Origin of the sequence: Rhodococcus sp. 06-462-5 (genome assembly GCF_002258315.1) — a bacterium.
Taxonomy (GTDB): domain Bacteria; phylum Actinomycetota; class Actinomycetes; order Mycobacteriales; family Mycobacteriaceae; genus Rhodococcoides.
In genome coordinates, this window is the sequence record NZ_NOYD01000050.1 from 198,787 (window position 1) to 222,495 (window position 23,709).

General features: G+C 65.7%; 22 protein-coding genes. 13 read left to right on the forward strand and 9 right to left on the reverse strand.

Going from position 1 to position 23,709, the window contains the following annotated elements; translation table 11 throughout:
• Positions 1 to 85 precede the first annotated feature (85 nt).
• The 3 genes from CH251_RS22575 to CH251_RS22585 are packed head-to-tail and all read left to right on the forward strand — an operon-like array spanning position 86 to position 3,009.
• On the forward strand, positions 86 to 874 hold the full coding sequence (locus CH251_RS22575; protein WP_094615159.1) for an SDR family oxidoreductase: 789 nt from the start codon (positions 86 to 88) through the stop codon (positions 872 to 874).
• Positions 871 to 2,016: a lycopene cyclase family protein gene (locus CH251_RS22580; protein ID WP_094615160.1), complete on the forward strand. Its 1,146-nt coding sequence runs from the start codon at positions 871 to 873 to the stop codon at positions 2,014 to 2,016. The genes CH251_RS22575 and CH251_RS22580 overlap by 4 nt, the downstream gene beginning before the upstream one ends.
• A gap of 51 nt (positions 2,017 to 2,067) precedes the next feature.
• Positions 2,068 to 3,009 (forward strand): Ku protein, encoded by a 942-nt coding sequence (locus CH251_RS22585; protein ID WP_094615161.1) that lies wholly within the window; start codon positions 2,068 to 2,070, stop codon positions 3,007 to 3,009.
• A gap of 21 nt (positions 3,010 to 3,030) precedes the next feature.
• Here CH251_RS22585 and CH251_RS22590 read toward each other — a convergent pair whose 3' ends face one another.
• Genes CH251_RS22590 through CH251_RS22620 form a run of 7 tightly spaced genes read right to left on the reverse strand, consistent with a single transcriptional unit; the run spans position 3,031 to position 9,423 of the window.
• Positions 3,031 to 3,411: a metal-sulfur cluster assembly factor gene (locus CH251_RS22590; protein ID WP_008716491.1), complete on the reverse strand. Its 381-nt coding sequence runs from the start codon at positions 3,409 to 3,411 to the stop codon at positions 3,031 to 3,033.
• The gene (gene sufU / locus CH251_RS22595; protein WP_094615162.1) at positions 3,408 to 3,905 is read right to left on the reverse strand and encodes a Fe-S cluster assembly sulfur transfer protein SufU; all 498 of its coding nucleotides are present in this window, start codon (positions 3,903 to 3,905) and stop codon (positions 3,408 to 3,410) included. Before sufU ends, CH251_RS22590 begins: the two co-directional genes overlap by 4 nt.
• Complete coding sequence (locus tag CH251_RS22600; RefSeq protein ID WP_094615163.1) at positions 3,906 to 5,198, reverse strand: cysteine desulfurase; 1,293 nt, start codon at positions 5,196 to 5,198, stop codon at positions 3,906 to 3,908.
• 2 nt (positions 5,199 to 5,200) lie between these two features.
• The gene (gene sufC, locus CH251_RS22605; protein ID WP_094615164.1) at positions 5,201 to 5,977 is read right to left on the reverse strand and encodes a Fe-S cluster assembly ATPase SufC; all 777 of its coding nucleotides are present in this window, start codon (positions 5,975 to 5,977) and stop codon (positions 5,201 to 5,203) included.
• 42 nt (positions 5,978 to 6,019) lie between these two features.
• Complete coding sequence (gene sufD / locus CH251_RS22610; RefSeq protein ID WP_094615324.1) at positions 6,020 to 7,210, reverse strand: Fe-S cluster assembly protein SufD; 1,191 nt, start codon at positions 7,208 to 7,210, stop codon at positions 6,020 to 6,022.
• Positions 7,211 to 7,234: 24 nt separating this feature from the next.
• The gene (sufB, locus tag CH251_RS22615; RefSeq protein ID WP_032377835.1) at positions 7,235 to 8,680 is read right to left on the reverse strand and encodes a Fe-S cluster assembly protein SufB; all 1,446 of its coding nucleotides are present in this window, start codon (positions 8,678 to 8,680) and stop codon (positions 7,235 to 7,237) included.
• Positions 8,677 to 9,423 (reverse strand): helix-turn-helix transcriptional regulator, encoded by a 747-nt coding sequence (locus CH251_RS22620; protein ID WP_373454985.1) that lies wholly within the window; start codon positions 9,421 to 9,423, stop codon positions 8,677 to 8,679. Before CH251_RS22620 ends, sufB begins: the two co-directional genes overlap by 4 nt.
• Positions 9,424 to 9,727: 304 nt before the next feature.
• Between CH251_RS22620 and mptB the strand changes: the two genes are divergently transcribed.
• The 4 genes from mptB to CH251_RS22640 are packed head-to-tail and all read left to right on the forward strand — an operon-like array spanning position 9,728 to position 14,160.
• Entirely contained in the window at positions 9,728 to 11,380 is a 1,653-nt protein-coding gene (mptB, locus tag CH251_RS22625; RefSeq protein WP_094615165.1) for a polyprenol phosphomannose-dependent alpha 1,6 mannosyltransferase MptB, read from the forward strand.
• Positions 11,377 to 12,321 carry an ABC transporter ATP-binding protein gene (locus tag CH251_RS22630; protein WP_256979243.1) on the forward strand — a complete coding sequence of 315 codons (945 nt, stop codon included), beginning with the start codon at positions 11,377 to 11,379 and terminating at the stop codon, positions 12,319 to 12,321. Before mptB ends, CH251_RS22630 begins: the two co-directional genes overlap by 4 nt.
• 2 nt (positions 12,322 to 12,323) lie before the next feature.
• A complete protein-coding gene (locus CH251_RS22635; protein ID WP_373454986.1) occupies positions 12,324 to 13,118 on the forward strand; it encodes an ABC transporter permease in 795 nt (264 codons plus the stop codon).
• A gap of 55 nt (positions 13,119 to 13,173) precedes the next feature.
• A complete protein-coding gene (locus tag CH251_RS22640; protein ID WP_094615167.1) occupies positions 13,174 to 14,160 on the forward strand; it encodes a heme A synthase in 987 nt (328 codons plus the stop codon).
• Between the two features lie 139 nt (positions 14,161 to 14,299).
• On the opposite strand, the gene CH251_RS22645 is transcribed toward CH251_RS22640, so the two are convergent.
• The gene (locus CH251_RS22645; protein WP_037189371.1) at positions 14,300 to 14,671 is read right to left on the reverse strand and encodes a hypothetical protein; all 372 of its coding nucleotides are present in this window, start codon (positions 14,669 to 14,671) and stop codon (positions 14,300 to 14,302) included.
• A 136-nt stretch (positions 14,672 to 14,807) separates the two neighbouring features.
• On the opposite strand from CH251_RS22645, the gene CH251_RS22650 reads away from it, so the two are divergent.
• Complete coding sequence (locus tag CH251_RS22650) at positions 14,808 to 15,773, forward strand: quinone oxidoreductase (RefSeq protein WP_094615168.1); 966 nt, start codon at positions 14,808 to 14,810, stop codon at positions 15,771 to 15,773.
• 23 nt (positions 15,774 to 15,796) lie between these two features.
• On the opposite strand, the gene CH251_RS22655 is transcribed toward CH251_RS22650, so the two are convergent.
• The gene (locus CH251_RS22655; RefSeq protein ID WP_094615327.1) at positions 15,797 to 16,804 is read right to left on the reverse strand and encodes a heme o synthase; all 1,008 of its coding nucleotides are present in this window, start codon (positions 16,802 to 16,804) and stop codon (positions 15,797 to 15,799) included.
• A 411-nt stretch (positions 16,805 to 17,215) separates the two neighbouring features.
• Between CH251_RS22655 and tkt the strand changes: the two genes are divergently transcribed.
• From tkt to pgl, 5 genes are read left to right on the forward strand one after another with little or no spacing between them, the layout of a single operon-like run.
• Positions 17,216 to 19,315: a transketolase gene (tkt, locus tag CH251_RS22660; protein WP_094615328.1), complete on the forward strand. Its 2,100-nt coding sequence runs from the start codon at positions 17,216 to 17,218 to the stop codon at positions 19,313 to 19,315.
• 3 nt (positions 19,316 to 19,318) lie between these two features.
• Positions 19,319 to 20,443, forward strand: coding sequence for a transaldolase (gene tal, locus CH251_RS22665; RefSeq protein ID WP_094615169.1), 1,125 nt, complete (start codon positions 19,319 to 19,321; stop codon positions 20,441 to 20,443).
• A 6-nt stretch (positions 20,444 to 20,449) separates the two neighbouring features.
• Positions 20,450 to 22,006: a glucose-6-phosphate dehydrogenase gene (gene zwf / locus CH251_RS22670; protein WP_094615170.1), complete on the forward strand. Its 1,557-nt coding sequence runs from the start codon at positions 20,450 to 20,452 to the stop codon at positions 22,004 to 22,006.
• Positions 22,003 to 22,911 (forward strand): glucose-6-phosphate dehydrogenase assembly protein OpcA, encoded by a 909-nt coding sequence (gene opcA, locus CH251_RS22675; protein WP_179273351.1) that lies wholly within the window; start codon positions 22,003 to 22,005, stop codon positions 22,909 to 22,911. Before zwf ends, opcA begins: the two co-directional genes overlap by 4 nt.
• Positions 22,904 to 23,650, forward strand: a complete 747-nt coding sequence (gene pgl, locus CH251_RS22680) for a 6-phosphogluconolactonase (protein WP_094615172.1) — start codon at positions 22,904 to 22,906, stop codon at positions 23,648 to 23,650. Before opcA ends, pgl begins: the two co-directional genes overlap by 8 nt.
• Positions 23,651 to 23,709: the final 59 nt, after the last annotated feature.

The following is a 23,709-nucleotide window of genomic DNA, read 5'->3' on the forward strand; positions in this document are numbered from 1 at the left end:
CGAACGGCACAGCAAACCCCCATTTTAGCTCAGCATTCACGGGCCCTCACCCAGGAACGACGGTGACACCGGTAACGTCTGATCGATGACCGACGCCCCCGAAACAGTCAGCTCTTCCAGCGCGCCGATCCCCGACCTCACCGGGCGCACCGCACTCGTCACCGGCGGCAGCCGTGGCATCGGAAAGGCCATCGCCGCGGAACTGCTCGCTCGCGGCGCGAACGTCGCCATCACCGCTCGCAAGCGCGAACCTCTGGTTGCGGCGGCAGCGGAACTCGGCGATTCCGTGCTCGCGATCGACGGTAATGCAGGCGACCCGGAGCACCGACGCACCGCGGTGGCGAGCACTGTGGAGACTTTCGGTTCGCTGGACATCCTGGTCAACAACACCGGCATCAACCCGGTCTACGGCTCGCTGATGGATGCCGACCTGGCCGGCGTGAGCAAGATCTTCGACACGAACGTCGTGGGTACTCTCGGCTTCGTCCAGCAGGCGTTCCATGCCTGGATGGGCGAGCACGGCGGCGCGATCGTCAACATCGCCAGCGTGGCAGGCATCCGCTCCACCGGCGTGATCGCCGCGTACGGCGCGTCCAAGGCCGCTCTGATCCGTCTCACCGAGGAGCTCGCCTGGCAGCTCGGCCCGGAGATTCGCGTCAATGCCGTGGCACCGGGCGTGGTGAAGACGAAGTTCGCCGAGGCTCTCGTCGCCAATGGAGAAGACGCGGCAGCGGCCGGCTACCCGATGAAGCGCCTCGGAAACCCGGAGGACGTAGCGGCCCTGGTGGCCTTCCTGGTGTCGGACGCGTCGTCCTGGATCACCGGGGAGACCGTGCGCGTGGACGGTGGTTTGCTCGCCACCGGCGGAATGTGAACGATTTTTCGGCCGACATCGCCGTCGTCGGACTCGGTCCCGCGGGGCGGGCTGTCGCCCATCGGTGTGCCGAGGCCGGACTCGATGTGCTCGCGCTCGATCCACACCCGTCGCGCACCTGGACACCGACGTATTCCGCCTGGGCCGACGAGTTGCCGTCGTGGTTGCCTCAGACCGCTGTCGCCTCGACTGCACAGAAGCCGGCGGTGTGGACCGATCGCCATCGGATCATCGACCGGACGTACTGTGTGCTGGACACACCTGCACTGCAAGCGACCTTGTCCCTCGACCGCGTGCGCGTGCTGGCGGGGACGGCCGTGGACGTCACCGGTTCCCGGGTGACGACCGCCGACGGCACCATCGTCGATGCTCGCCACGTCGTCGACGCCCGCGGCACGCTCGATTCGCGCGACCTCGCACAGCAGACGGCATACGGCATCGTCGTCAGCCGGGACCGCGCCGAACCGATCCTCGAAGGATCCGACGCCTGGTTCATGGACTGGCGCACCGACAACGGAGCTCGGCCAGGTGAAGCCCCGAGTTTCCTCTACGCCGTGGCGCTCGACCGAGATCGGATCCTGCTCGAAGAGACCTGTCTGGTCGGCCGACCACCGCTGGAACTCGCACTGCTTCGATCGCGGCTGCACCACCGTCTCACCCACCGGAACCTGGAACCGACCGGCAACGAGGACGTCGAGCGAGTGCGGTTCTCGGTCGAGCCGCCACCGCGGTCGCGGCTGCACACCGGGCGAGGTGGACCGGTGCTGTTCGGTTCCCGCTCGAATTTGATGCATCCCGCCACGGGGTACAGCGTTGCGGCGTCGCTGGCGTCGGCGGATCACCTCGTCGAGAGATTCCGAGGCTGCGGACGATCGCGCCCGATCCGACCGGTCCACGTCTGGACGGTTCAGAAGCTTCGCAACCTCGGGCTGCGCACGGCACTGGCACTCGAACCCGAGATGGTCCCCCAGTTCTTCTCCAGCTTCTTCTCGCTCCCGGTCGAACTGCAGCGCTCGTATCTGTCCGGGCACGACGACGCCTTCGGAACGATGACCGCGATGCTGAAAATGTTTCCCACGCTCCCTGGGTCCGCCAGGCTCGCGATCGCGCGCACGATAGTGCGCACTCCGGGACGCGGCTGAGTTTCGCGCCAACGGTCGACACGCGGGCGCCCGGTCGGCGATCATGGACAGATGCGCAGCATTTGGAAGGGCTCGATCGCCTTCGGACTGGTCAACGTTCCGGTGAAGGTCTACTCGGCCACCGAGCAGCACGACATTCGGTTTCATCAAGTGCACGCGAAGGACGGCGGGCGCATCAAGTACGACCGCATCTGTCAGGAATGCGGCAAGTCGGTACAGTTCGCCGATATCGACAAGGCGTACGACTCCCCCGACGGCGAACGCGTCATTCTCACCGACGACGACTTCGACAAGCTACCTGCGGCGGAGAAGCACGAAATTCCGGTTCTCGAATTCGTGCCGACCGAGCAGATCGATCCGATCCTCTACGACAAGAGTTACTTCCTCGAGCCGGACTCCGCGTCACCCAAGGCCTACGTGCTGCTTCGGGAGACGTTGGAGGACACCGAACGCACCGCGCTGGTGCATTTCACTCTGCGACAGAAGACCCGACTGGCAGCACTACGCGTGCGCGACGACGTGCTGGTGATTCAGACATTGCTGTGGCCGGACGAAGTCAGGGCGGCAGAGTTTCCTTCGCTCGAAGACGCGCCGTCCGCGCGCCCGCAGGAAGTGAAGATGGCGACGTCACTGGTGGAAAGTATGTCCTCGGAATTCGATCCCACCGAGTACACCGACGACTACCAGATCGAACTGCGCAAGCTGATCGACGAGACGCTCGCCAACGGCGGTGAGAAGGTCATCCACACCGAGGCGGAGAAGGACGACGACGGCGAGGATGCCGAGGTCGTGGATCTCGTGGCGGCCTTGCAGCGCAGCGTCGAGGCCGCAGGCAAGAACGCGAAGTCGGGGTCTTCCACATCCGCTCCGGCGAAGAAGGCACCCGCGAAGAAAGCCCCGGCGAAGAAGGCGGCCGCCAAGAAGACGGCTGCGAAGAAGTCGACCCCCGCCAAGTCCGCCGACTCCAAAGCCGACGAAGCAAAAGGGGCGTGAGGGGGCCGACCGGTCCGTGGGTCAGACGGTGAAGCCGAGGGCCCTGAGCTGCTCGCGACCGTCGTCGGTGATCTTGTCCGGGCCCCACGGCGGCATCCAGACCCAGTTGATCTTGAGGTCGGCGGCCAGTCCGCTGCGCACGAGCGCGCCGCGAGCCTGATCCTCGATGACATCGGTCAACGGGCATGCCGCCGAGGTCAGCGTCATGTCGACCGTGACGATGTCGTCGGCGTCGATCTTGATGTCGTACACCAGTCCCAGGTCGACGACGTTGATTCCGAGCTCGGGGTCGACGACGTCGCGCATCGCCTCTTCGAGGTCCTCGAGCACCTTGATCTCGTCGGCCGTCAGTTCCACCGGCGTCGTGGTCACGGCTGGAGTCGTCTCTGTTGCTTCGGTCATGATTGCTGTCCTCCGGAAAGTGCCGACTGGGCGGTCCCGCCCGTCGTAGCTGTCGAATCTGCGTCCACTACTTGAACAACCGCGTCCTTGAAAGCCATCCAACCCAGCAATGCGCACTTCACGCGAGCCGGATACTTGGCCACACCGGCGAACGCAATGCCGTCACCGATGACGTCCTCGTCGCCTTCGACGGTACCTCTGCTGCCGACCATGTCGCTGAACGCGTCGACCGTCTTCAGGGCATCGGCGACGCTCAGGCCGACGACCTGATCGGTGAGCACCGATGTTGCCGCCTGACTGATCGAGCAGCCCTGGCCGTCGTACGAGACGTCTGCCACGGAGCCGTCCTCGATCTGCACACGCAGGGTCACCTCGTCGCCGCAGGTGGGGTTGACGTGGTGTACCTCCGCGCCGAAAGGCTCGCGCAGTCCGCGGCCGTGCGGGTGCTTGTAGTGATCGAGGATCACTTCCTGGTACATCTGTTCCATGCGCATCTACCGCTGACCTCCCCCGCCGTTGTCGGTGGTGCCGAAGAACGACTGCGCGCGGCGAATCGCCTGTGCGAGCACCTGTACTTCTTCGACCGTGTTGTAGAGAGCGAACGAGGCGCGCGCCGTCGCTGCGACACCGAACCGACGGTGCAGGGGCCACGCGCAGTGGTGTCCGACGCGGATGGCGACGCCCTCGTCGTCCAGGATCTGTCCGAGGTCGTGGGCATGAATGCCGTCGACCACGAACGACACCGCCGAACCGCGGTCGACGTTCTCCGTCGGTCCGATCACGCGAACACCGTCGATATTCGCGAACTCGGCGAGAGTTGCTGCGACCAAGGACTTCTCGTGCGCGGCGATGACATCGATGCCGATGTTCTCCAGGTATTGCACAGCTGCGCCGAGTCCGACGACCTGCGAGGTCATCGGAACGCCGGCCTCGAATCGTTGCGGGGGCGCGGCGAACGTCGTCTTCTCCATGGTGACGGTCTCGATCATCGAACCGCCGGTGATGAACGGAGGCATCGCCTCGAGGAGTGCGGCCTTGCCGTACAGCACGCCCACTCCCGAGGGACCGAGCATCTTGTGACCGGAGAACGCGGCGTAGTCGACATCGAGCGCGTGGAAATCGACCTTCATGTGCGGCACCGACTGGCACGCGTCCAAGACGACCAGCGCGCCCACAGCCCGGGCCCGACGCACCAACTCCTCGACCGGAGCGACCGCGCCGGTCACGTTGGACTGATGCGTGAACGCGAGAACCTTGACGGCCGAGGACAATTCGAGCGAGTCGAGATCGATTCGACCGTCATCGGTGACGCCGTACCAGCGCAGCGTGGCACCGGTTCGAGCTGCCAGTTCCTGCCACGGAACGAGGTTGGCATGGTGTTCGAGTTCGGTGACGACGATCTCGTCACCGGGACCGAGGTGCCGGTCGAACCGCTGATCGGCGAGCACGTACGTCACCAGGTTGAGCGACTCGGTCGCGTTCTTGGTGAACACGATCTCGTCGACGTCGGCACCGACGAACGACGCGATGGCGGCGCGCGCACCCTCGTAGGCATCCGTGGCCTCCTCGGCCAACTGATGCGCCCCGCGGTGAACGGCGGCATTGCAGGTGGTGAGGAACTCGCGCTCGGCGTCGAGTACCTGCACCGGCCGCTGCGAGGTAGCACCGGAATCGAGGTACACCAACGGCTTTCCGTCACGGACGGTGCGCGAGAGGATGGGGAAATCGCGGCGAACCGTGGCGACATCGAACGATGCCGCCACCGCCACAGCTGCCGGTGCAGCCATGCTCATGCTCCGGTGGTCGCGGCCTGCGTGTAGCCGGCGTATCCGTTGGCCTCGAGCTCGTCGGCCAGCTCCGCTCCGCCGGACTTCACGATCTCACCGTTGACGAACACGTGCACGAAGTCGGGCTTGATGTAGCGCAGAATGCGGGTGTAGTGCGTGATCAGCAGCACGCCGCCCTCCTCGCGCTCCTTGTACTTGTTGACGCCCTCGGACACCACTCGCAGAGCGTCGACGTCGAGGCCGGAGTCGGTCTCGTCGAGGATGGCGATCTTCGGCTTGAGCAACCCCAGCTGGAGGATTTCGTGACGCTTCTTCTCGCCACCGGAGAAGCCTTCGTTGACGTTGCGCTCGAGGAAGTTGGCCTCGATCTCCAGTTCGCTCATGGCGGTCTTGGCTTCCTTGACCCAGTGCCGAAGCTTGGGGGCCTCACCGCGCACCGCGGTGGCGGCGGTACGAAGGAAGTTCGACATCGAGACGCCTGGCACCTCCACCGGGTACTGCATTGCCAGGAAGAGGCCGGCACGGGCGCGCTCGTCGACGCTCATCTCGAGCACGTCTTCACCGTCGAGGGTGATGGTGCCGGAGGTCACCGCGTACTTGGGGTGGCCTGCGATGGCGTAGGACAGCGTGGACTTGCCGGAGCCGTTGGGCCCCATGATCGCGTGCGTCTCACCGGACTTCACGGTGAGGTCGACACCCTTGAGGATGTTGATGGGCTCCGCGGTCGAGTCGGAGTTGGCGACGCTGACGTGCAGATCGCGGATTTCGAGTGTGGACATCTTCAAATTCCTTTGTGCAGTCGAGAAAGTTTCGGGTGAGACCTACGCGCCGACGACGGCGAGCTCGGTCTCGATGGCAGCGTCCAGACGCTCGCGCACGGCGGGGACCGGAATCTTGTCGATGACCTCGTGGAAGAAGCCGCGGACGACGAGTCGGCGAGCGACCTCCTCGGAGATGCCACGAGCGCGCAGGTAGAACAGCTGCTCGTCGTCGAAACGGCCGGTAGCGCTGGCGTGGCCTGCTCCGACGATTTCCCCGGTCTCGATCTCGAGGTTCGGTACCGAGTCGGCGCGCGCGCCGTCGGTGAGAACCAGGTTTCGATTGAGCTCGTAGGTCTCGGTTCCCTCGGCCTCGGCGCGGATGAGAACGTCGCCGATCCAGACGGTGTGCGCGTCGTGTTTGCCCGGGCCCACTTCACCCTGCAACGCACCCTTGTACATCACGTTGGACTTGCAGTGCGGAGCCGAGTGATCGACGAGCAGACGCTGCTCGAGGTGCTGGCCCGCGTCGGCGAAGTACAGACCGAGCATGTTCGCGTCGCCACCGGGTGCGCTGTAGCGCACGGTCGGGCTGATGCGCACCAGATCGCCGCCGAGACTGACGTTGTAGTGCCGCAGCACGGCGTCGCGTCCCAGCAGTGCATGGTGTGCCGCGACGTGCACTGCGTCGGACTGCCAGTCCTGGATCAGCACGACGTGCAACTGCGAGCTGTCGCCGAGAACGAACTCGACGTTCTCGGCGTACGTGCCACTGCCCCGCTGGTCGATCACGACGGTGGCGCGAGCGAACGTACCCAGCCTGATCTGCACATGGCCGTAGGCGACGTGGTCGACACCGGGACCGTCGACGGTGATCTCGATCGGATCGGCCACCTCGACCTCGTTCGGCACGGAGACGATCGTGGCCTCGGTGAATGCCGAGAACGCCTGAGCGGCAATACGATCGGCCGGAACGCCGGCCTTGCCCAATCGCTCGTCGTCACGGCCGACGGTCTCCACGACCACTGACTCCGGGGCACCGACGGTGACCTGAGCGGCCCCGTCGGCGACAGCGGAACCGTCGTGCAGGCCACGCAGCCGACGCAGTGGCGTGAAACGCCAGAGCTCGTCACGACCGGACGGAATCTCGAACGCGTTCACGTCGTAGGACGTGAACTGAGCGCCCTTGTTCTCGACGAGCTTCGACTTGTCTTCCTTGGCCGACTCGGGGTTTTCGGATGCCACGGCACCCATCACTCCGGTGAGGGGGTTGTTCACTTATCCGACCGACCCTTCCATCTGCAGCTCGATGAGCCGGTTGAGCTCGAGCGCGTACTCCATCGGCAGTTCGCGAGCGATCGGCTCGACGAAGCCGCGCACGACCATCGCCATGGCCTCGTCCTCGGTCATGCCGCGGCTCATCAGGTAGAACAACTGATCGTCGCTGACCTTCGAGACGGTGGCCTCGTGGCCCATCGAGACGTCGTCCTCACGGATGTCGACGTACGGGTACGTGTCGGAGCGACTGATCGTGTCGACGAGCAGCGCGTCGCACTTGACCGTCGAGCGCGAACCGTGCGCACCCTTGTTGATCTGGATCAGACCGCGGTACGACGTCCGGCCACCGCCGCGGGCGACGGACTTGCTGACGATGTTCGAGGACGTGTGCGGGGCCAGGTGCAGCATCTTCGAGCCGGTGTCCTGGTGCTGGTCCGGGCCTGCGAACGCAACCGAGAGGACCTCACCCTTGGCGTACTCACCGGTCATCCAGACGGCCGGGTACTTCATGGTGACCTTGGAGCCGATGTTGCCGTCGACCCACTCCATCGTTGCGCCTGCCTCGGCCTTGGCGCGCTTGGTGACGAGGTTGTAGACGTTGTTCGACCAGTTCTGGATGGTCGTGTAGCGGCAACGGCCGCCCTTCTTGACGATGATCTCCACCACGGCGGAGTGCAGCGAATCCGACTTGTAGATCGGCGCGGTGCAGCCCTCGACGTAGTGCACGTAGGCACCCTCGTCGACGATGATCAGCGTCCGCTCGAACTGACCCATGTTCTCGGTGTTGATCCGGAAGTAGGCCTGCAGCGGGATGTCCACGTGGACGCCCGGCGGGATGTAGATGAAGGATCCGCCGGACCACACCGCGGTGTTCAGTGCGGAGAACTTGTTGTCGCCTGCGGGGATGACGGTGCCGAAGTACTCGCGGAACAGCTCCGGCTGCTCCTTGAGGGCGGTGTCGGTGTCGAGGAACAACACACCCTGAGCCTCGAGATCCTCACGGATCGAGTGGTAGACCACCTCGGACTCGTACTGGGCGGCGACACCGGAGACGAGGCGCTGCTTCTCCGCCTCGGGGATGCCGAGCTTGTCGTACGTGTTCTTGATGTCCTCGGGCAGGTCTTCCCACGTTGCAGCCTGCTTCTCGCTGGAACGCACGAAGTACTTGATGTTGTCGAAGTCGATGCCGTCGAGGTTGGAACCCCAGTTCGGCATCGGCTTGCGCTCGAACGTCTTGAGCGCCTTGAGCCGCGCCTCGAGCATCCACTCGGGCTCGCTCTTCTTCTGCGAGATGTCACGAACGACGGCCTCGGAAAGACCGCGCTTGGCGCTCTCACCGGCTACGTCCGAGTCGGCCCAGCCGTATCCGTAGGTGCCGAGCGAGGCGATGGTCTCGTCCTGGGTCAGCGGCGCGGTGGGTGTCACCTGGTCTGGTGTGACGGTCATGCGGGCTCCTTCCGGAGGCGTGGGCGTTCTCCGACGCGGGGCTGCGCGTCGGGGGTCTTCTTGTCGGAACTATCGGTGTTCGAGTACCGCGTCGGTGACAGCGGTACGTGCGTCGTGCACGCGCAGTTGCCGTTGGCGATGGTCGCCAGGCGCTGCACGTGCGTGCCGAGGATCTCGGCGAACGCGTTCTGCTCCGCCTCGCACAACTCCGGAAACTCGGAGGCGACGTGCGACACGGGGCAGTGGTGCTGGCAGATCTGCACACCGTTGCCCACCTGGCGGGTGGTGGCGGAGAAACCGGCCGCGCTGAACGCGTCGGCGATTCGGTCGGCGGCGTCCTCCACGGCATGCGCATCGGATCCCGTCGCCGGCTCCACGTCGGCCACGATGGTGTTGACGCGTTGCCGCGCGAACGTCTCGATGGCCGCGTCTCCACCGATCTTGCGCAGCTGCCGCATGGCGGCGCCGGCGAGATCGTCGTAGGTGTGGCCGAGACGATTGCGTCCGGCTGCAGTCAGCTGGAAGTGCTTCGCCGGTCGACCCCGGCCCCGTTGCCGGGCACCCGCGGGAGTGGTGATACGGGCCTCGCCCGCGTCGATGAGTGCGTCGAGGTGACGTCGAACACCTGCCGCGCTCAACCCCAGTCGAGTACCGATGTCGGAGGCGGTGATGGGGCCCTCTTCGAGGAGCAGAGTGACCACAGCGCTCCGCGTCTGCCCCTCGGGTGCCGACGTGGGTCGCACCGACGAAACGCCTGCGCCGGTGGCCGACGACTCGACACTTCCCGGACGCACGAGCGAGCTCTCGGTTGTTTTCACAACACCAGTGTGACGGAATTGCGGTACCCGGTCCAGCAAGGGTGCCCTATGCGGCTCGCTCACCGAGCACGGTGCAGGCCGTGCGCGAGTGCACCGCTACGCTCCCACTGTGCCATCGACCGACAGTGAGCCCAGTTCCGAGAGCTCACCTTCCGCGAGCGGTTCCGAGTCCGCCTCGGCGTCCGGCACATCGAAGTCCACCCCGGGCGCGCTCGTCCAGCGTTTCGTCGTGGTCCCCGCCCGTCGAGTCATCGGCCTGGAGCCGACACCTCCCGGCGGGGCGGTCGCCACCCTGCACGGAGACGAGCAGGAGGCACCGGGGCTGAATCCCTCGGAGACGACCCAGCTCAGGAACATCCGTCGTTTCGGTGCCGCGGGTGCGCTGCTGATGGCAATCGGCGCCCTCGGCGCGGGTGCGCAGCCGGTGCTGCAGAACCCGATCGCAGGTGTCCGACTTCTGAGCCTGCCGTCCCGGATGGCGACCACCGCACTGACCGTCACGATGACCGGAACCGTCATCGTGGTGCTCGCGTGGTTGCTGTTGGGAAGATTCGCGTTGGGACGCACGCGATCGGGAAACACCCCGCGTCGGCTCACCCGTTCCCAGATGGACCGCACACTGCTGCTGTGGATCCTGCCGTTGTGTGTGGCACCGCCGATGTTCTCGCGCGACGTCTACTCCTATCTGGCCCAGAGCGAGATCACGGCGCGCGGACTCGACCCGTACGAGGTCGGTCCGGTCGATGCACTCGGGGCCGACAACGTCCTGACCCGAACGGTTCCCAACATCTGGCGGGAGACTCCGGCACCCTACGGTCCGCTGTTTCTGTGGATGGGGCGTGGAATCACGTACCTGACCGGCGAGAACATCGTCGCCGGCATCTTCCTTCATCGCCTGCTCGCGCTGGTGGGCGTCGCGCTGATCGTCTGGTCGCTGCCACGTCTCGCCCGACGCTGCGGGGTCGCGTCGGTGACGGCACTGTGGCTCGGTGCCGCGAACCCGTTGCTGCTGTTCCACCTGGTGGCCGGTATCCACAACGAGGCCCTGATGATCGGGCTCATGCTGGCCGGTACCGAACTGGCGCTTCGCGCAATCGAGCGTTCGGGTTCTCTCCGCAGCACCGATATCGCATTCCTGGTCGGCGGAGCAGGCCTGATCGCGCTGTCGTCCACGATCAAGATCCCCTCGCTCATCGCGCTCGGCTTCGTGGGAATGGCACTGTCGAGGCGATGGGGCGGGACCCTCAGATCGGTGATGTACGCGGCGCTTCTGCTCGGCTCCATCGCCGTCGCGGTTCAAGTCGCCGTGAGCCTGGGCAGTGGGCTCGGCTTCGGGTGGATCAACACGCTGGGTACTGCCGGGGTGGTGCGCAGCTGGATGTCGATCCCCACGATCCTCGGTCTCGGCACAGGATTCGTCGGCGTGCTACTCGGCCTCGGCGATCACACCACCGCTGTGTTGGGTCTCACTCGCCCCATCGCAGCCGTCGTTGCGGGAATCATCGTCGTCCGCATGCTGATCGCCGTCCTGCGCGGCCGCCTGCATCCGGTCGGCGCACTCGGCGTCGCACTCGGGGCCGTCGTGCTGTTGTTCCCGGTGGTGCAACCCTGGTACCTGCTGTGGGCGGTGATTCCGCTGGCAGCGTGGGCCACGACTCCCTCGTTCCGGCGTCCGGCCATCGCCTTCTCGTCGTTGGTGAGCGTGATCCTCATGCCGAACGGCAGTGAGTACCAGCCGTTCCAGATCGTGCAGGCCGCAGTGATGACCATCCTGACGATCGCGGTGCTCTACCTCTTGACCCGAAACCGGATGCCGTGGCCCATCCGCACCGGACCACCGGCACGCGACCGCAGCACCGACGAATACGCTGAGTCCTCGTGATCTCCGGGACGTCCGACGCGGCGCAACCTGTCGTGCAGCTGACCGACGTACGCAAGTCGTACGACGGTGTCAGTGCCGTGGACGGACTGAGCCTGAACATCGGTCCCGGCGAGGTTCTCGCGCTGCTGGGCCCCAACGGTGCCGGAAAGACCACCACCGTCGAGATGTGCGAGGGATTCGTCGTACCCGACAGCGGCTCGGTCCGAGTACTCGGACTGGACCCCGTGACACAGTCGGCGCAGTTGAGGCCGCGCATCGGCGTCATGCTCCAGGGCGGAGGTGCCTACCCCGGTTCCAAGGCCGGCGAGATGCTCCAACTCGTCGCCTCGTACTCGGCCGATCCACTCGACCCGGCGTGGCTGCTCGACTGCCTCGGCCTGACCTCTGCCGTCCGCACCCCCTACCGACGGCTCTCCGGTGGGCAGCAGCAGCGACTGGCCCTGGCCTGCGCCATCGTCGGTCGGCCCGAACTGGTGTTCCTCGACGAACCGACCGCCGGGCTCGACGCCCAGGCCCGGTTGCTGGTGTGGGAGCTGATCGACGCCCTACGCCGCGACGGTGTCGGCGTACTGCTCACGACGCATCTGATGGACGAAGCCGAGCAGCTCGCGGACCGGCTGACGATCATCGACAACGGCCGCGTCGTCGCCTCGGGCACACCGTCGGAGCTGACCAAGCAGGGCGCCGAGGGCCAACTGCGCTTCACCGCACCCCCGGGACTCGAACTGTCCATGCTCGACGCGGCTCTTCCCCCGGGTTACGTACCGTCGGAACCGACGCCCGGTTCCTACGTGGTCTCGGGCGTGATCGAGCCGCAGATTCTGGTGATCGTCACGTCCTGGTGTGCACAGCAGGACGTGTTGGCCACCGAGTTACAGGTCGACCAGCGCCGCCTCGAGGACGTGTTCCTCGAGCTGACCGGCAGAGAATTGAGGAAGTGACCGTGCGCAGAGAAGCCCGGCTCGCCGACAACCGATTCGAGACGGGCCTGTTCGCGCCTCGCCCGCAGCCCGCGTCGGCTGCGCGCATGCTGCTCGCGCAGACCCGCCTCGAACTGAAGTTGTTGCTGCGCAACGGTGAACAGTTGCTGCTGACGATGTTCATCCCGATCACATTGCTGATCGGATTGACTCTGTTGCCCTTCGGCGAACTCGGCACCGACCGAGTTGCCCGAGTGGTCCCGGCCGTGATGATGGTGGCCATCATGTCGACGGCGTTCACCGGCCAGGCGATCGCTGTCGGCTTCGACCGCCGCTACGGCGCTCTCAAGAGGCTCGGGGCGACACCGCTTCCGCGGTGGGGCATCATCGGCGGCAAATCCGCTGCCGTGGTGATCGTGGTGATTCTGCAGTCGATTCTGCTCGGCTCGATCGGCGTCGCTCTGGGATGGCGCCCGAGCGCCACGGGTCTGTTGCTCGGGGCCGTCATCATCGCTCTCGGAACCGTCACCTTCGCGTCGATGGGACTGCTGCTGGGCGGCACCCTGCGCGCGGAGATCGTGTTGGCGCTGGCGAACATCGCCTGGTTCGTGATGCTGGGCATCGGCAGCGCGGTGTTCGTTGACGACCAGATCCCCCAGGGACTGCAGAACGTCGCACGCATCGTGCCGTCCGGCGCGCTGGGTGAGGCTCTGAGCAGAGGTGTGGCGTCGTCGTTCGACATCTTCGGCGTGGTCGTGCTGCTGGTGTGGGCTGCGGTGTGCGGCACGCTCGCCGTGCGCACCTTCAAGTTCACCTGAGTCACGCTCGCCACCCAACGACGCTGTGTAGTTGATCGGCGTTTACCATCGTGGGGTGCTGTACAGAGCGTTCTTGCGCATCGTCGATCTCCTGCCCTTGCCGTCGCTTCGAGTGCAGCGGGTGCTGGCATTCATCGCGATCCTGACGCAGGGTGGCATCGCGGTCACCGGTGCCGTCGTTCGCGTCACCGGATCCGGTCTCGGGTGCCCCACCTGGCCGCAGTGCTTCCCCGGTAGCTTCACTCCCGTCGGGGTGTCCGAGGTGCCGATCCTGCACCAGGCGGTCGAGTTCGGCAATCGTCTGCTCACGTTCGTGGTTGTCCTCGCCGCTGCCGCTGTCGTCATCGCCGTCACCAGGGCGCGGCGTCGTCGGGAAGTGCTGTTCTTCGCGTGGCTGATGCCACTCGGTACCGTCGTGCAGGCCGTGATCGGCGGATTCACGGTGCTGACCGGACTGCTGTGGTGGACGGTTGCCGTTCACCTCGTCGTCTCGATGGCGATGGTGTGGCTGGCCACATTGCTGTACGCCAAGGTCGGCGAGAGCGACGCGCCGTCGGAGTCGACGCCAACGGTGCCGGGTGCTCTGCGGGCGTTGACGGGACTGTCCGGGATCGCACTGACGGGCGTGCTGATCGCCGGCACGATGGTGACCGGAGCCGGACCGCACGCGGGCGACAAGAGCATCGAAGAGCCGGTGCCGCGTCTCGGTATCGAGATCGTGACGCTGGTGCACGCGCACTCCCAGTTCTTGGTCGGCTACCTGGCTCTGCTCGTCGGATTGGCATTCGCGCTGTATGCGGTCCGTGCACCGAAGGCGGTCACGTTTCGGCTCAATGTCCTGATCGCTCTGGTGCTCGCGCAGTCTCTGATCGGACTGGTCCAGTACTTCACCGGGGTTCCGGCCGTGCTCGTCGCCTTCCACGTGGCCGGTGCGGGCGCGTGTACAGCCGCCACCGCGGCCGTCTGGGTGGCCTGCCGAACTCGCGGGCCGGCAACGTCCGAGAAGATCGAGACCGCCGAGGACGTTGCAGTTCGCTCCTGACGATCGGCCGAGCTTCGAACAGGGTGGAGGGGCAGCCGACCTCCCCCTCAGATGGCCGACTGCCCCTCCACTGACTTCGACGCACCGGGTACCGAGATGGTTCCCGCCGAATCGAACAAGTTTTGCGACTTTTCTCCGCTCAGACGATCGCCTGGTTGCGCGCCTTCGGGAACTTCTTCTGATTCGCCACCCACCCGGCCATCTTCTCGTGGTGTCCGGGTGCCGGGTTGACCGAACTGACCAGCTCGCGGTCCCATTCGGCCTCGGTCAACTGGTCGAGACCGTCGACGATGGCGCGGGCGATGGCGGTGGTCGCCACCACCTGGTCCCCCAGCACTCCATCGGCACCGACCATGGTGAGCCGCGTCCCGGCCCGACCTATCGGCTGGATCACCACGTTGGCAGAGTTGCCGTGGTCGGCGAGAAAGCTCTTCACGGCCGCGAGCGTTCCCTTGGGAACCTCGTTCGACTCGTTCTTCTCGATGCCCGCACTGTCGATTTCGGTAGCCATGCCGACACGATACCGAGGTAGTCCACGATCATTGCATCGCCCCGTCCGGTCGTTACTGATCGGTAACTTCAGCCACGTCGATGCATGAGGCGGATCTGCACACCCCGGCGCGACGCGTCCGTGTAGAACGGTGTTCATGCGTGCCATTCGAATAGACAACACCGGCGGACCCGAGGTCATGAACGTCGTCGACGTTCCGATACCGACGCCGGGACCCGGTCAACTCCTGGTCCGGATCGATGCCATCGGCATCAACTACATCGACACGTACTTTCGGCGCGGACTGTATCCCCGCGCGCTGCCGTACGTTCCCGGCGACGAGGGATCCGGGGTGATCGAACAACTCGGAGCGGACGTCACCGGCTTCGCGCCCGGACATCGTGTCGCCTGGGCCGCAGCACCGGGTAGCTACGCCGAGTACGTCCTGGTCGACGCCTCCTCGGCCATCGCGGTTCCCGACGGCGTTCCTGCCGATCAGGCCGCCTCGGCACTGCTGCAGGGCATGACGGCGCACTATTTGATCGAATCCACCTACCCGGCCCAGCCTGGTGAGACCGTCCTGGTGCACGCCGGCGCAGGAGGCGTCGGACTGCTGTTGACGCAGATGGCGGTGACCAAGGGCGTGAACGTGATCACCACGGTCTCCACGGATGCGAAGGCCGAACTGTCGAAACAGACCGGCGCAGCGCACGTGCTTCGGTACGACGAGGACATCGCCGCACGCGTTCGCGAGATCACCGACGGCGAGGGCGTCCATGCGGTGTACGACGGCGTCGGCGCCGACACGTTCGAGGCAAGTCTGGCGTCGCTCCGAATCAGAGGGACGCTGGCTCTGTTCGGTGCGGCGAGCGGTCCCGTCCCGCCCATGGATCCGCAGCGGCTGAACGGCGCAGGATCCCTGTTCCTGACCAGGCCCACGCTCGCGCATCACATACGGGACCGAGCCGAACTGGAGTGGCGGGCCGGTGACGTGTTCGCAGCGATGGCGAGCGGAGCGCTCACCGTCCAGGTGGGTGCGCGCTATGCGCTGGAGGACGCGGCGCAGGCCCATATCGATCTCGAGTCACGCAGGACGACCGGGTCCATCGTTCTGGTTCCCTGATCCGGATCTCGGCGGACGCTCGCTCAGGAAAAGATCTGGGCGAGCGTTTGCCAGCCGAGCACCGAGTCGACGGCAAGGCCGCAGAACACCAGTGCCAGGTATTCGTTGGAGAGAATGAACAGCTTGAGGGGCTTGACCGGAGTTCCCGCTCGCACGCCTGCGTACAGGCGGTGCGCCACGACGAGGAACCACACTCCCGACGCCACGGCGACGGCCGCGTAGACGATGCCCGAGCCCGGTGCCAAGGCGAGCGTTGCGGCAACGGTGGCCCACGCGTAGAGCACGATGTGCTTGGTGACCTTCGTTTCCGAGGCGACCGCAGGCAGCATCGGCACGTTGGCGGCCTGGTAGTCCTCCTTGTAGCGGAGCATGAGCGCCCAGGTGTGCGGCGGCGTCCACAGGAAGATGACCAGGAACATCACCAGCGCCTGCCACCCGATCGTGCCGGTCACGGCGGACCAACCGATCATCACCGGCATGCAACCGGCCGCGCCACCCCACACCACGTTCTGCGAGGTGCGCCGCTTGAGCACGAGTGTGTAGACGAAGATGTAGAAGCAGATCGTCACGACGGCGAGCACACCGCTGAGCAGATTCGTGGTGGCCCACAGCCAGAAGAACGAGAACACGCCCAGGACGAGCCCGAAGATCAGCGCGTGCGAGACGGGCATGGCACCGCGGGCGAGTGGGCGCTTCTCGGTGCGCTTCATCACCTTGTCGATGTCTGCGTCGACCACCATGTTCAGTGTGTTTGCGCTGGCCGCGGCCAGCATTCCGCCGAAGAGCGTGGTGAGAATCAGCCACGGATCGACGTTTCCTCGGTCGGCCAGCAGCATCGCCGGAATGGTCGTGACGAGGAGGAGTTCGATGACCCGGGGCTTCGTGAGCGCGACATACGCAAGAAAGAGTGCGAATGCTCTGCGCGGGGCGGACGTCGTCGGCGCGGCCTGCGTGGGCTCACCCGTGTCGTCTGCTCCGAATCCGGGGCCGCCGGCGAAACCGTGTCCGCCCGGCTGCTGCCCAATTCGCACTGCTTCTCCTCGCACGACTGTCGTTCTCTGGCGCTCGGCCACTTGCTCGCGTGCCACCGGCACGCGGGTTGACTCTCCATGGCGACACTTCGGCGCCTGCGCGCACGCGCGGTCCGCCGCGACCACGACCGCGGGAGCCGACGAACGTGCGCCTACTACGACCGATGGTAGACGGCGGGGTTTGCACCTCCAATTCGCAGGGCACCCAAAGTGAGGAATATGTCGCCCACGAGTAACCCGCGCGCAATCGCCCGGGGGAAGGCACGACAGTAGGGTCGGACAGAACTAGGCTGGTGGAGGACGTCCTTCGGCACCGACCACATGCGTGCTCCACCCAGGCGCATCGCAGTCGCCGCCGAGCGACGATTCCTCGGAGCCACAACTCGAACGAATGTCAGGAGATTTCTGCTCGTGTCGATCACAGACGATATTGACGTCCTCACCACGGCGCACCACCCGAGCGACTGGACGGACCTGGACACCCGAGCGGTCGACACCGTTCGTGTTCTGGCAGCGGACGCAGTGCAGAAGGTCGGCAACGGCCACCCCGGAACCGCGATGAGCCTGGCTCCACTCGCCTACACCCTTTTTCAGCGCACCATGCGCCACGACCCCACCGACACGCACTGGATCGGCCGCGACCGGTTCGTGCTCTCGTGCGGCCACTCGAGCCTGACGCTCTACCTGCAGCTGTACCTGGGCGGCTTCGGGCTCGAACTCGCCGACATCGAGGCGCTGCGCACCTACAAGTCCAAGACACCCGGACACCCCGAGTTCCGCCACACCGACGGCGTCGAAATCACCACCGGTCCGCTCGGTCAGGGACTCGCCTCCGCCGTGGGCATGGCCATGGCGGCGCGCCGCGAGCGTGGCCTGTTCGATCCCGAGCCCGCTCTGGGCGAGAGCCCGTTCGACCACTTCATCTACGTGATCGCCTCCGACGGCGACATCGAAGAGGGCGTGACGTCCGAGGCGTCGTCGCTGGCCGGTACTCAGCAGCTCGGCAACCTGATCCTGTTCTACGACGACAACAAGATCTCGATCGAGCACTCCACCGACATCGCCCTCTCGGAGAACACGGCCGCACGCTACGAGGCCTACGGCTGGCACGTGCAGGTGGTCGAGGGCGGCGAGAACGTCACCGCGATCGAAGAGGCCGTCGAGGCAGCCAAGGCCGTCACCGACAAGCCGTCGATCATCGTGCTGCGCACCATCATCGGTTTCCCGGCTCCCACCATGATGAACACCGGTGCCGTCCACGGTGCCGCACTGGGCGACGAGGAGATCGCGAAGGTCAAGCAGGCCCTCGATTTCGACCCCGCGAAGACCTTCGAGGTCACCGACGAGGTCATCGGCCACACCCGCAAGCTGCAGGAACGCGGCCGCAAGGCGCACGCCGAGTGGACCGTCGAATTCGACGCATGGGCCGCGCGCGAGCCCGAGCGCAAGAAGCTGCTCGATCGCCTCACCCAGGGCACGCTGCCCGAGAACTGGACCGACGTTCTGCCCACCTGGGAGCCCGGCAGCAAGGCCGTCGCCACGCGTGCGGCATCGGGCGAGGTCCTCAACGCGGTCGGACCTGTTCTGCCGGAATTGTGGGGCGGTTCGGCCGACCTCGCGGGCAGCAACAACACGACCATCAAGGGTGCGAAGTCCTTCGGCCCCACGTCGATCTCCACCGACGACTGGGACGCCGAGCCGTACGGCCGCACGCTGCACTTCGGCATCCGTGAGCACGCGATGGGTGCCATCCTGTCCGGCATCGTCATGCACGGCCCGACCCGCGCCTATGGCGGCACGTTCATGCAGTTCAGCGACTACATGCGGCCGGCAGTTCGGCTCGCGTCGTTGATGGACATCGACCCCATCTACGTGTGGACCCACGATTCCGTCGGCCTCGGCGAGGACGGCCCGACGCACCAGCCGGTCGAGCATCTCGCCGCGTTGCGGGCCATCCCCAACCTCTCGGTGGTACGCCCCGGCGACGCCAACGAAACCGCGTTCGCATGGCAGGCAGTGTTGGCCAAGTCCAGCAGCAGCGGACCCGTCGGCCTCGCACTGACGCGTCAGGGCATCCCGATTCTCGAGGGCACCAGCTACGAGGGCGTCTCCAAGGGCGGATACATCCTCGTCGACTCGTCCAAGGCGACCCCCGACGTAGTGCTGATCGGCACCGGTTCCGAGCTGCAGTACGCCGTGGAGGCACAGAAGCAGCTCGAGGCGCAGGGCATCGCCGCCCGCGTCGTCTCGATGCCGTGCGTCGAGTGGTTCGAGAGCCAGGATCAGAACTACCGCGACCAGGTGATCCCGCCCACCGTCAAGGCCCGAGTGTCGATCGAAGCCGGCATCGCGATGCCGTGGTGGAAGATCGTCGGCGGCTTCGGCGAGATCATCTCGCTCGAGCACTACGGCGAATCTGCCGACGCTGCAACACTTTTCCGCGAGTTCGGCTTCACGGCCGAGGCCGTCACGGCAGCCGCACAGCGCTCCATCACCAATGTGAAGGGATAATTCATGACCCAGAACAAGAATCTTGCAGAACTCTCCGCCGCCGGAATCTCGGTATGGCTGGACGACCTGTCCCGTGACCGCATCCGCTCGGGCAACCTCAAGGACCTCATCGACACCAAGAGTGTCGTGGGAGTGACCACCAACCCGTCGATCTTCCAGGCGGCCCTGAGCAAGGGCGAGGCGTACGACGAGCAGGTGAACAAGCTCGCCGGTGAAGGTGCCGACGTCGAGACCACCATCCGCACGGTCACCACGGACGACGTACGCGAGGCCTGCGACATCCTGATGCCTCAGTACGAGGCAAGTGCAGGCGTCGACGGCCGGGTATCGATCGAGGTCGACCCCCGCGTGGCACACGATGCCGACAAGACGTACGAGCAGGCCGTCGAACTGTGGAAGATCGTCGACCGTCCGAACCTGCTCATCAAGATCCCGGCGACCGAGGACGGGATTCCCGCAATCGCCAAGGTGATCGGAGAGGGCATCAGCGTCAACGTCACGCTGATCTTCTCCGTCGAGCGCTACGAGCTGGTGATGAACGCCTACCTCGACGGTCTGGAGGCCGCGCGTGCGGCCGGCCACGACCTCGACAAGATCCACTCGGTCGCGTCGTTCTTCGTCTCCCGCGTCGACAGCGAGATCGATTCCCGGCTCGATGCGATCGGTACCCCCGATGCCGAGGCGCTCAAGGGCAAGGCCGCCCTGGCCAATGCTCGTCTCGCGTACGTGGCGTACCAGCAGATCTTCGAGGTCGCTCCTCGGTTCCGCGAGCTCGTCGGCAGTGGCGCACGTCCGCAGCGTCCGTTGTGGGCCTCGACCGGCGTGAAGTCCGACGCCTACCCCGACACCATGTACGTCACCGAGCTCGTCTCGCCGAACACGGTGAACACGATGCCGGAGAAGACCATGGACGCGGTTGCCGATCACGGCGAGGTCGTCGGCGACACCGTCTCGGGCAAGGGACCGGAATCGCAGGAGATCTTCGACCGCATCTCGGCGCTCGGTATCGACATCACCGATGTCTTCCTGACGTTGGAGAACGAAGGCGTGCAGAAGTTCGAGGCCGCCTGGAACGAGTTGCTCGAGGCCACCGGCGAGCAGCTTCGCCAAGCAGGTCAGAAGAGCTGACCGACTGTGCCGACCGCAGAAACCGAACCTCTCCATTCCGCGGACTGGCTCAACCCTCTCCGCGACGCGCGAGACAAGCGGCTCCCCCGTATCGCGGGCCCGTGCAGCATGGTCATCTTCGGAGTGACCGGCGATCTCGCGCGTAAGAAGCTCATGCCTGCGGTGTACGACCTGGCGAACCGGGGGCTCCTACCCCCCGGTTTCGCCCTGGTCGGATTTGCCCGGCGGGAATGGCAGAACCAGGACTTCGCCAAGATCGTGCACGACTCCGTGCGCGATCACGCGCGGACACCGTTCAGCGAGGAGGTGTGGAACACCCTCGCCGAGGGATTCCGGTTCGTCCAAGGCTCTTTCGACGACGACGATGCGTTCGACGAGCTGTCACGAACACTGACCGAACTCGACGAGACCCGCGGCACCGGCGGCAATCACGCCTTCTATTTGTCCATCCCGCCCAGCGCGTTCCCCGTCGTCCTCGAACAGCTGTCGCGCTCGGGCCTGGCGCAGAGCAAGGACGGCAACTGGCGACGCGTGGTCATCGAGAAGCCGTTCGGCCACGACCTGCAGAGCGCGAAAGAGCTCAACGCCGTCGTGAACCGAGTGTTCCCCGAGGACACCGTGTTTCGCATCGACCACTACCTGGGCAAGGAGACGGTGCAGAACATCCTTGCACTGCGCTTCGCGAACCAGCTGTTCGATCCGATCTGGAACGCGCACTATGTCGACCACGTTCAGATCACGATGGCCGAGGACATCGGATTGGGCGGTCGCGCAGGGTATTACGACGGAATCGGTGCGGCCCGTGACGTCATCCAGAATCACCTTCTGCAGCTGCTCGCCATCACCGCGATGGAGGAGCCGGTCAGCTTCAACCCCAAGGAGCTGCAATCGGAGAAGATCAAGGTGCTCTCGGCGACCAAACTTGCCGAGCCACTCGATCGAACCTCGGCGCGCGGTCAGTACTCCGCGGGGTGGCAGGGCAGCCAGAAAGTCAAGGGGCTCAAGGAGGAAGAGGGTTTCGACTCCGAGTCGAACACCGAAACCTACGCTGCCATCACCCTCGAGGTGGACACGCGGCGATGGGGCGGCGTGCCGTTCTATCTCCGTACCGGCAAGGCACTCGGGCGCCGAGTCACCGAGATCGCGATGGTGTTCAAGCGCGCTCCGCACCTGCCGTTCGACGCTACGATGACCGAGGAACTCGGTCAGAATGCGTTGGTGATCCGGGTCCAGCCCGACGAGGGCGTGACGATGCGGTTCGGTTCCAAGGTTCCGGGATCGAGCATGCAGGTGCGCGACGTCAGCATGGACTTCAGCTACGGCCAGGCGTTCACCGAATCCTCTCCCGAGGCATACGAGCGCCTCATCCTCGACGTGCTCCTCGGTGAGCCGTCACTGTTCCCGGTCAATGCCGAAGTGGAGCTGTCGTGGAAGATCCTCGATCCGATTCTGGAATTCTGGGCTTCCGGCGGCACCGCGGAACCGTACGAAGCCGGTACCTGGGGGCCTTCCTCGGGTGACGAGATGATGCACCGCACCGGACGCGAATGGAGAAGACCGTGATTGTCGACATTCCCGCCACGACGACGGCCGAGGTCGGCAAGAAGTTGGTGGAGGTGCGTGATGCAGGCGGTGCAGTCACCATCGGCCGGGTACTGACTCTGATCGTGGCCAGCCGTGATCCGGCCAAGGCCGAACGAGCGATCGACGCAGCGAACGAGGCGAGCCGTGAGCATCCGTGCCGCGTCATCGTGCTCATCCACGGAGATCGGTCGGCCGAGTCGAGCCTCGACGCGCAGATCCGGGTGGGCGGCGACGCCGGTGCATCGGAGGTCGTCGTGTTGCGCCTGAACGGCGAACTCGCCGACCACGAACACAGTGTCGTCATCCCGTTCCTGCTGCCCGATACCCCGATCGTGGCCTGGTGGCCGGACGAGGCTCCGACCGTTCCGGCGAAGGATCCGTTGGGGCGGTTGGCAATTCGGCGGATCACCGATGCGACGAACTCCCCCGATACCACCGCGACGATCAAGGGACGGCTCAGCAGCTACACCGAGGGCGACACCGATCTCTCCTGGAGTCGCATCACCTACTGGCGTGGTCTGTTGGCCACCGCGCTCGACCAGGCTCCGTTCGAGGCCGTCGTCTCGGCCACGGTGTCGGGACTGGCCGAAGAGCCCGCACTCGACATCCTGGCCGGCTGGCTGGCGGCGAAACTGGACGTGCCGGTCTACCGCCGGGCGGGTGAGCTGAAGGTGGAGCTGATCCGAGAGAACAGCAGCATTTCGCTGACGCGACCGCAGACCGGAAAGACAGCAACCCTGCGGCGCACCGGACAGCCCGACGCCGAGGTCGCATTGGCGCGTCGAAACACACGCGAGTGCCTCGCCGAGGAATTACGCAGACTCGACACGGACGAGATCTACGAACTCGCCCTGCACGGACTGTCGAAAGTGAGCTATGAGTAAGACATCGGTACTTCAGTACTTGGACGCGCAGGCACTGGTCGACGCAGCACGCTCTCGCTTCGTCGACGTGGTCACAGCCGCGCAGGCCGAGCGAGGCACCGCGTCGGTGGTGCTGACCGGCGGCGGCACCGGAATCGCATTGCTGGAGGCGCTGCGTACGGACTCCGGCTCGATCGACTGGGGCAGAGTCGACATCTATTTCGGTGACGAACGCTTCCTGCCCTCGGGCGATCCCGAGCGCAACGAGGTTCAGGCCTCCGAGGCACTGCTCGATCACGTCGATGTCCATCCGGATCGGGTGTTCCGGATGGCCGCATCGGACGGACCGCACGGAAGCGACCCCGAGGTGGCCGCGGCAACGTATGCGCAGATCCTGCATTCCGGATCCGAAGGTGAGCCGACGCCCCGGTTCGACGTCCATCTCCTCGGCATGGGCGGCGAAGGCCACATCAATTCGCTCTTCCCCCACACCGATGCGGTGCGCGAGCAGCATCGCTTCGTCGTGGCGGTCGAGGACTCCCCCAAGCCCCCGCCGGTGCGCATCACCCTGACGCTGCCCGCGGTTCGCCGCGCACAGCACGTGTGGTTGCTCGTCTCGGGAGCGAACAAGGCCGATGCCGTCGCTGCTGCGGTGGGTGGGGCCGATTCCGACGACGTCCCGTCGGCCGGCGCACTGGGTACAGAATCGACGGTCTGGTTCCTCGACGCGGGAGCAGCGTCCAAGCTGGACACGGTGTGAGAACCCGAAACTAGCCGGGTTCGGCAGCGTCGGGGTCACATCCCGGCTGACCGCCGTCG

Bases quoted from the DNA above. Each gene is read 5' to 3' on its own strand.
- CH251_RS22575 (WP_094615159.1), top strand. From the start codon at position 86: ATGACCGACGCCCCCGAAACAGTCAGCTCTTCCAGCGCGCCGATCCCC.
- CH251_RS22585 (WP_094615161.1), top strand. From the start codon at position 2,068: ATGCGCAGCATTTGGAAGGGCTCGATCGCCTTCGGACTGGTCAACGTT.
- CH251_RS22590 (WP_008716491.1), bottom strand. From the start codon at position 3,411: ATGACCGAAGCAACAGAGACGACTCCAGCCGTGACCACGACGCCGGTG.
- sufU (WP_094615162.1), bottom strand. From the start codon at position 3,905: ATGCGCATGGAACAGATGTACCAGGAAGTGATCCTCGATCACTACAAG.
- CH251_RS22600 (WP_094615163.1), bottom strand. From the start codon at position 5,198: ATGGCTGCACCGGCAGCTGTGGCGGTGGCGGCATCGTTCGATGTCGCC.
- sufC (WP_094615164.1), bottom strand. From the start codon at position 5,977: ATGTCCACACTCGAAATCCGCGATCTGCACGTCAGCGTCGCCAACTCC.
- sufD (WP_094615324.1), bottom strand. From the start codon at position 7,210: ATGGGTGCCGTGGCATCCGAAAACCCCGAGTCGGCCAAGGAAGACAAG.
- sufB (WP_032377835.1), bottom strand. From the start codon at position 8,680: ATGACCGTCACACCAGACCAGGTGACACCCACCGCGCCGCTGACCCAG.
- CH251_RS22645 (WP_037189371.1), bottom strand. From the start codon at position 14,671: ATGGCTACCGAAATCGACAGTGCGGGCATCGAGAAGAACGAGTCGAAC.
- CH251_RS22650 (WP_094615168.1), top strand. From the start codon at position 14,808: ATGCGTGCCATTCGAATAGACAACACCGGCGGACCCGAGGTCATGAAC.
- tal (WP_094615169.1), top strand. From the start codon at position 19,319: ATGACCCAGAACAAGAATCTTGCAGAACTCTCCGCCGCCGGAATCTCG.
- pgl (WP_094615172.1), top strand. From the start codon at position 22,904: ATGAGTAAGACATCGGTACTTCAGTACTTGGACGCGCAGGCACTGGTC.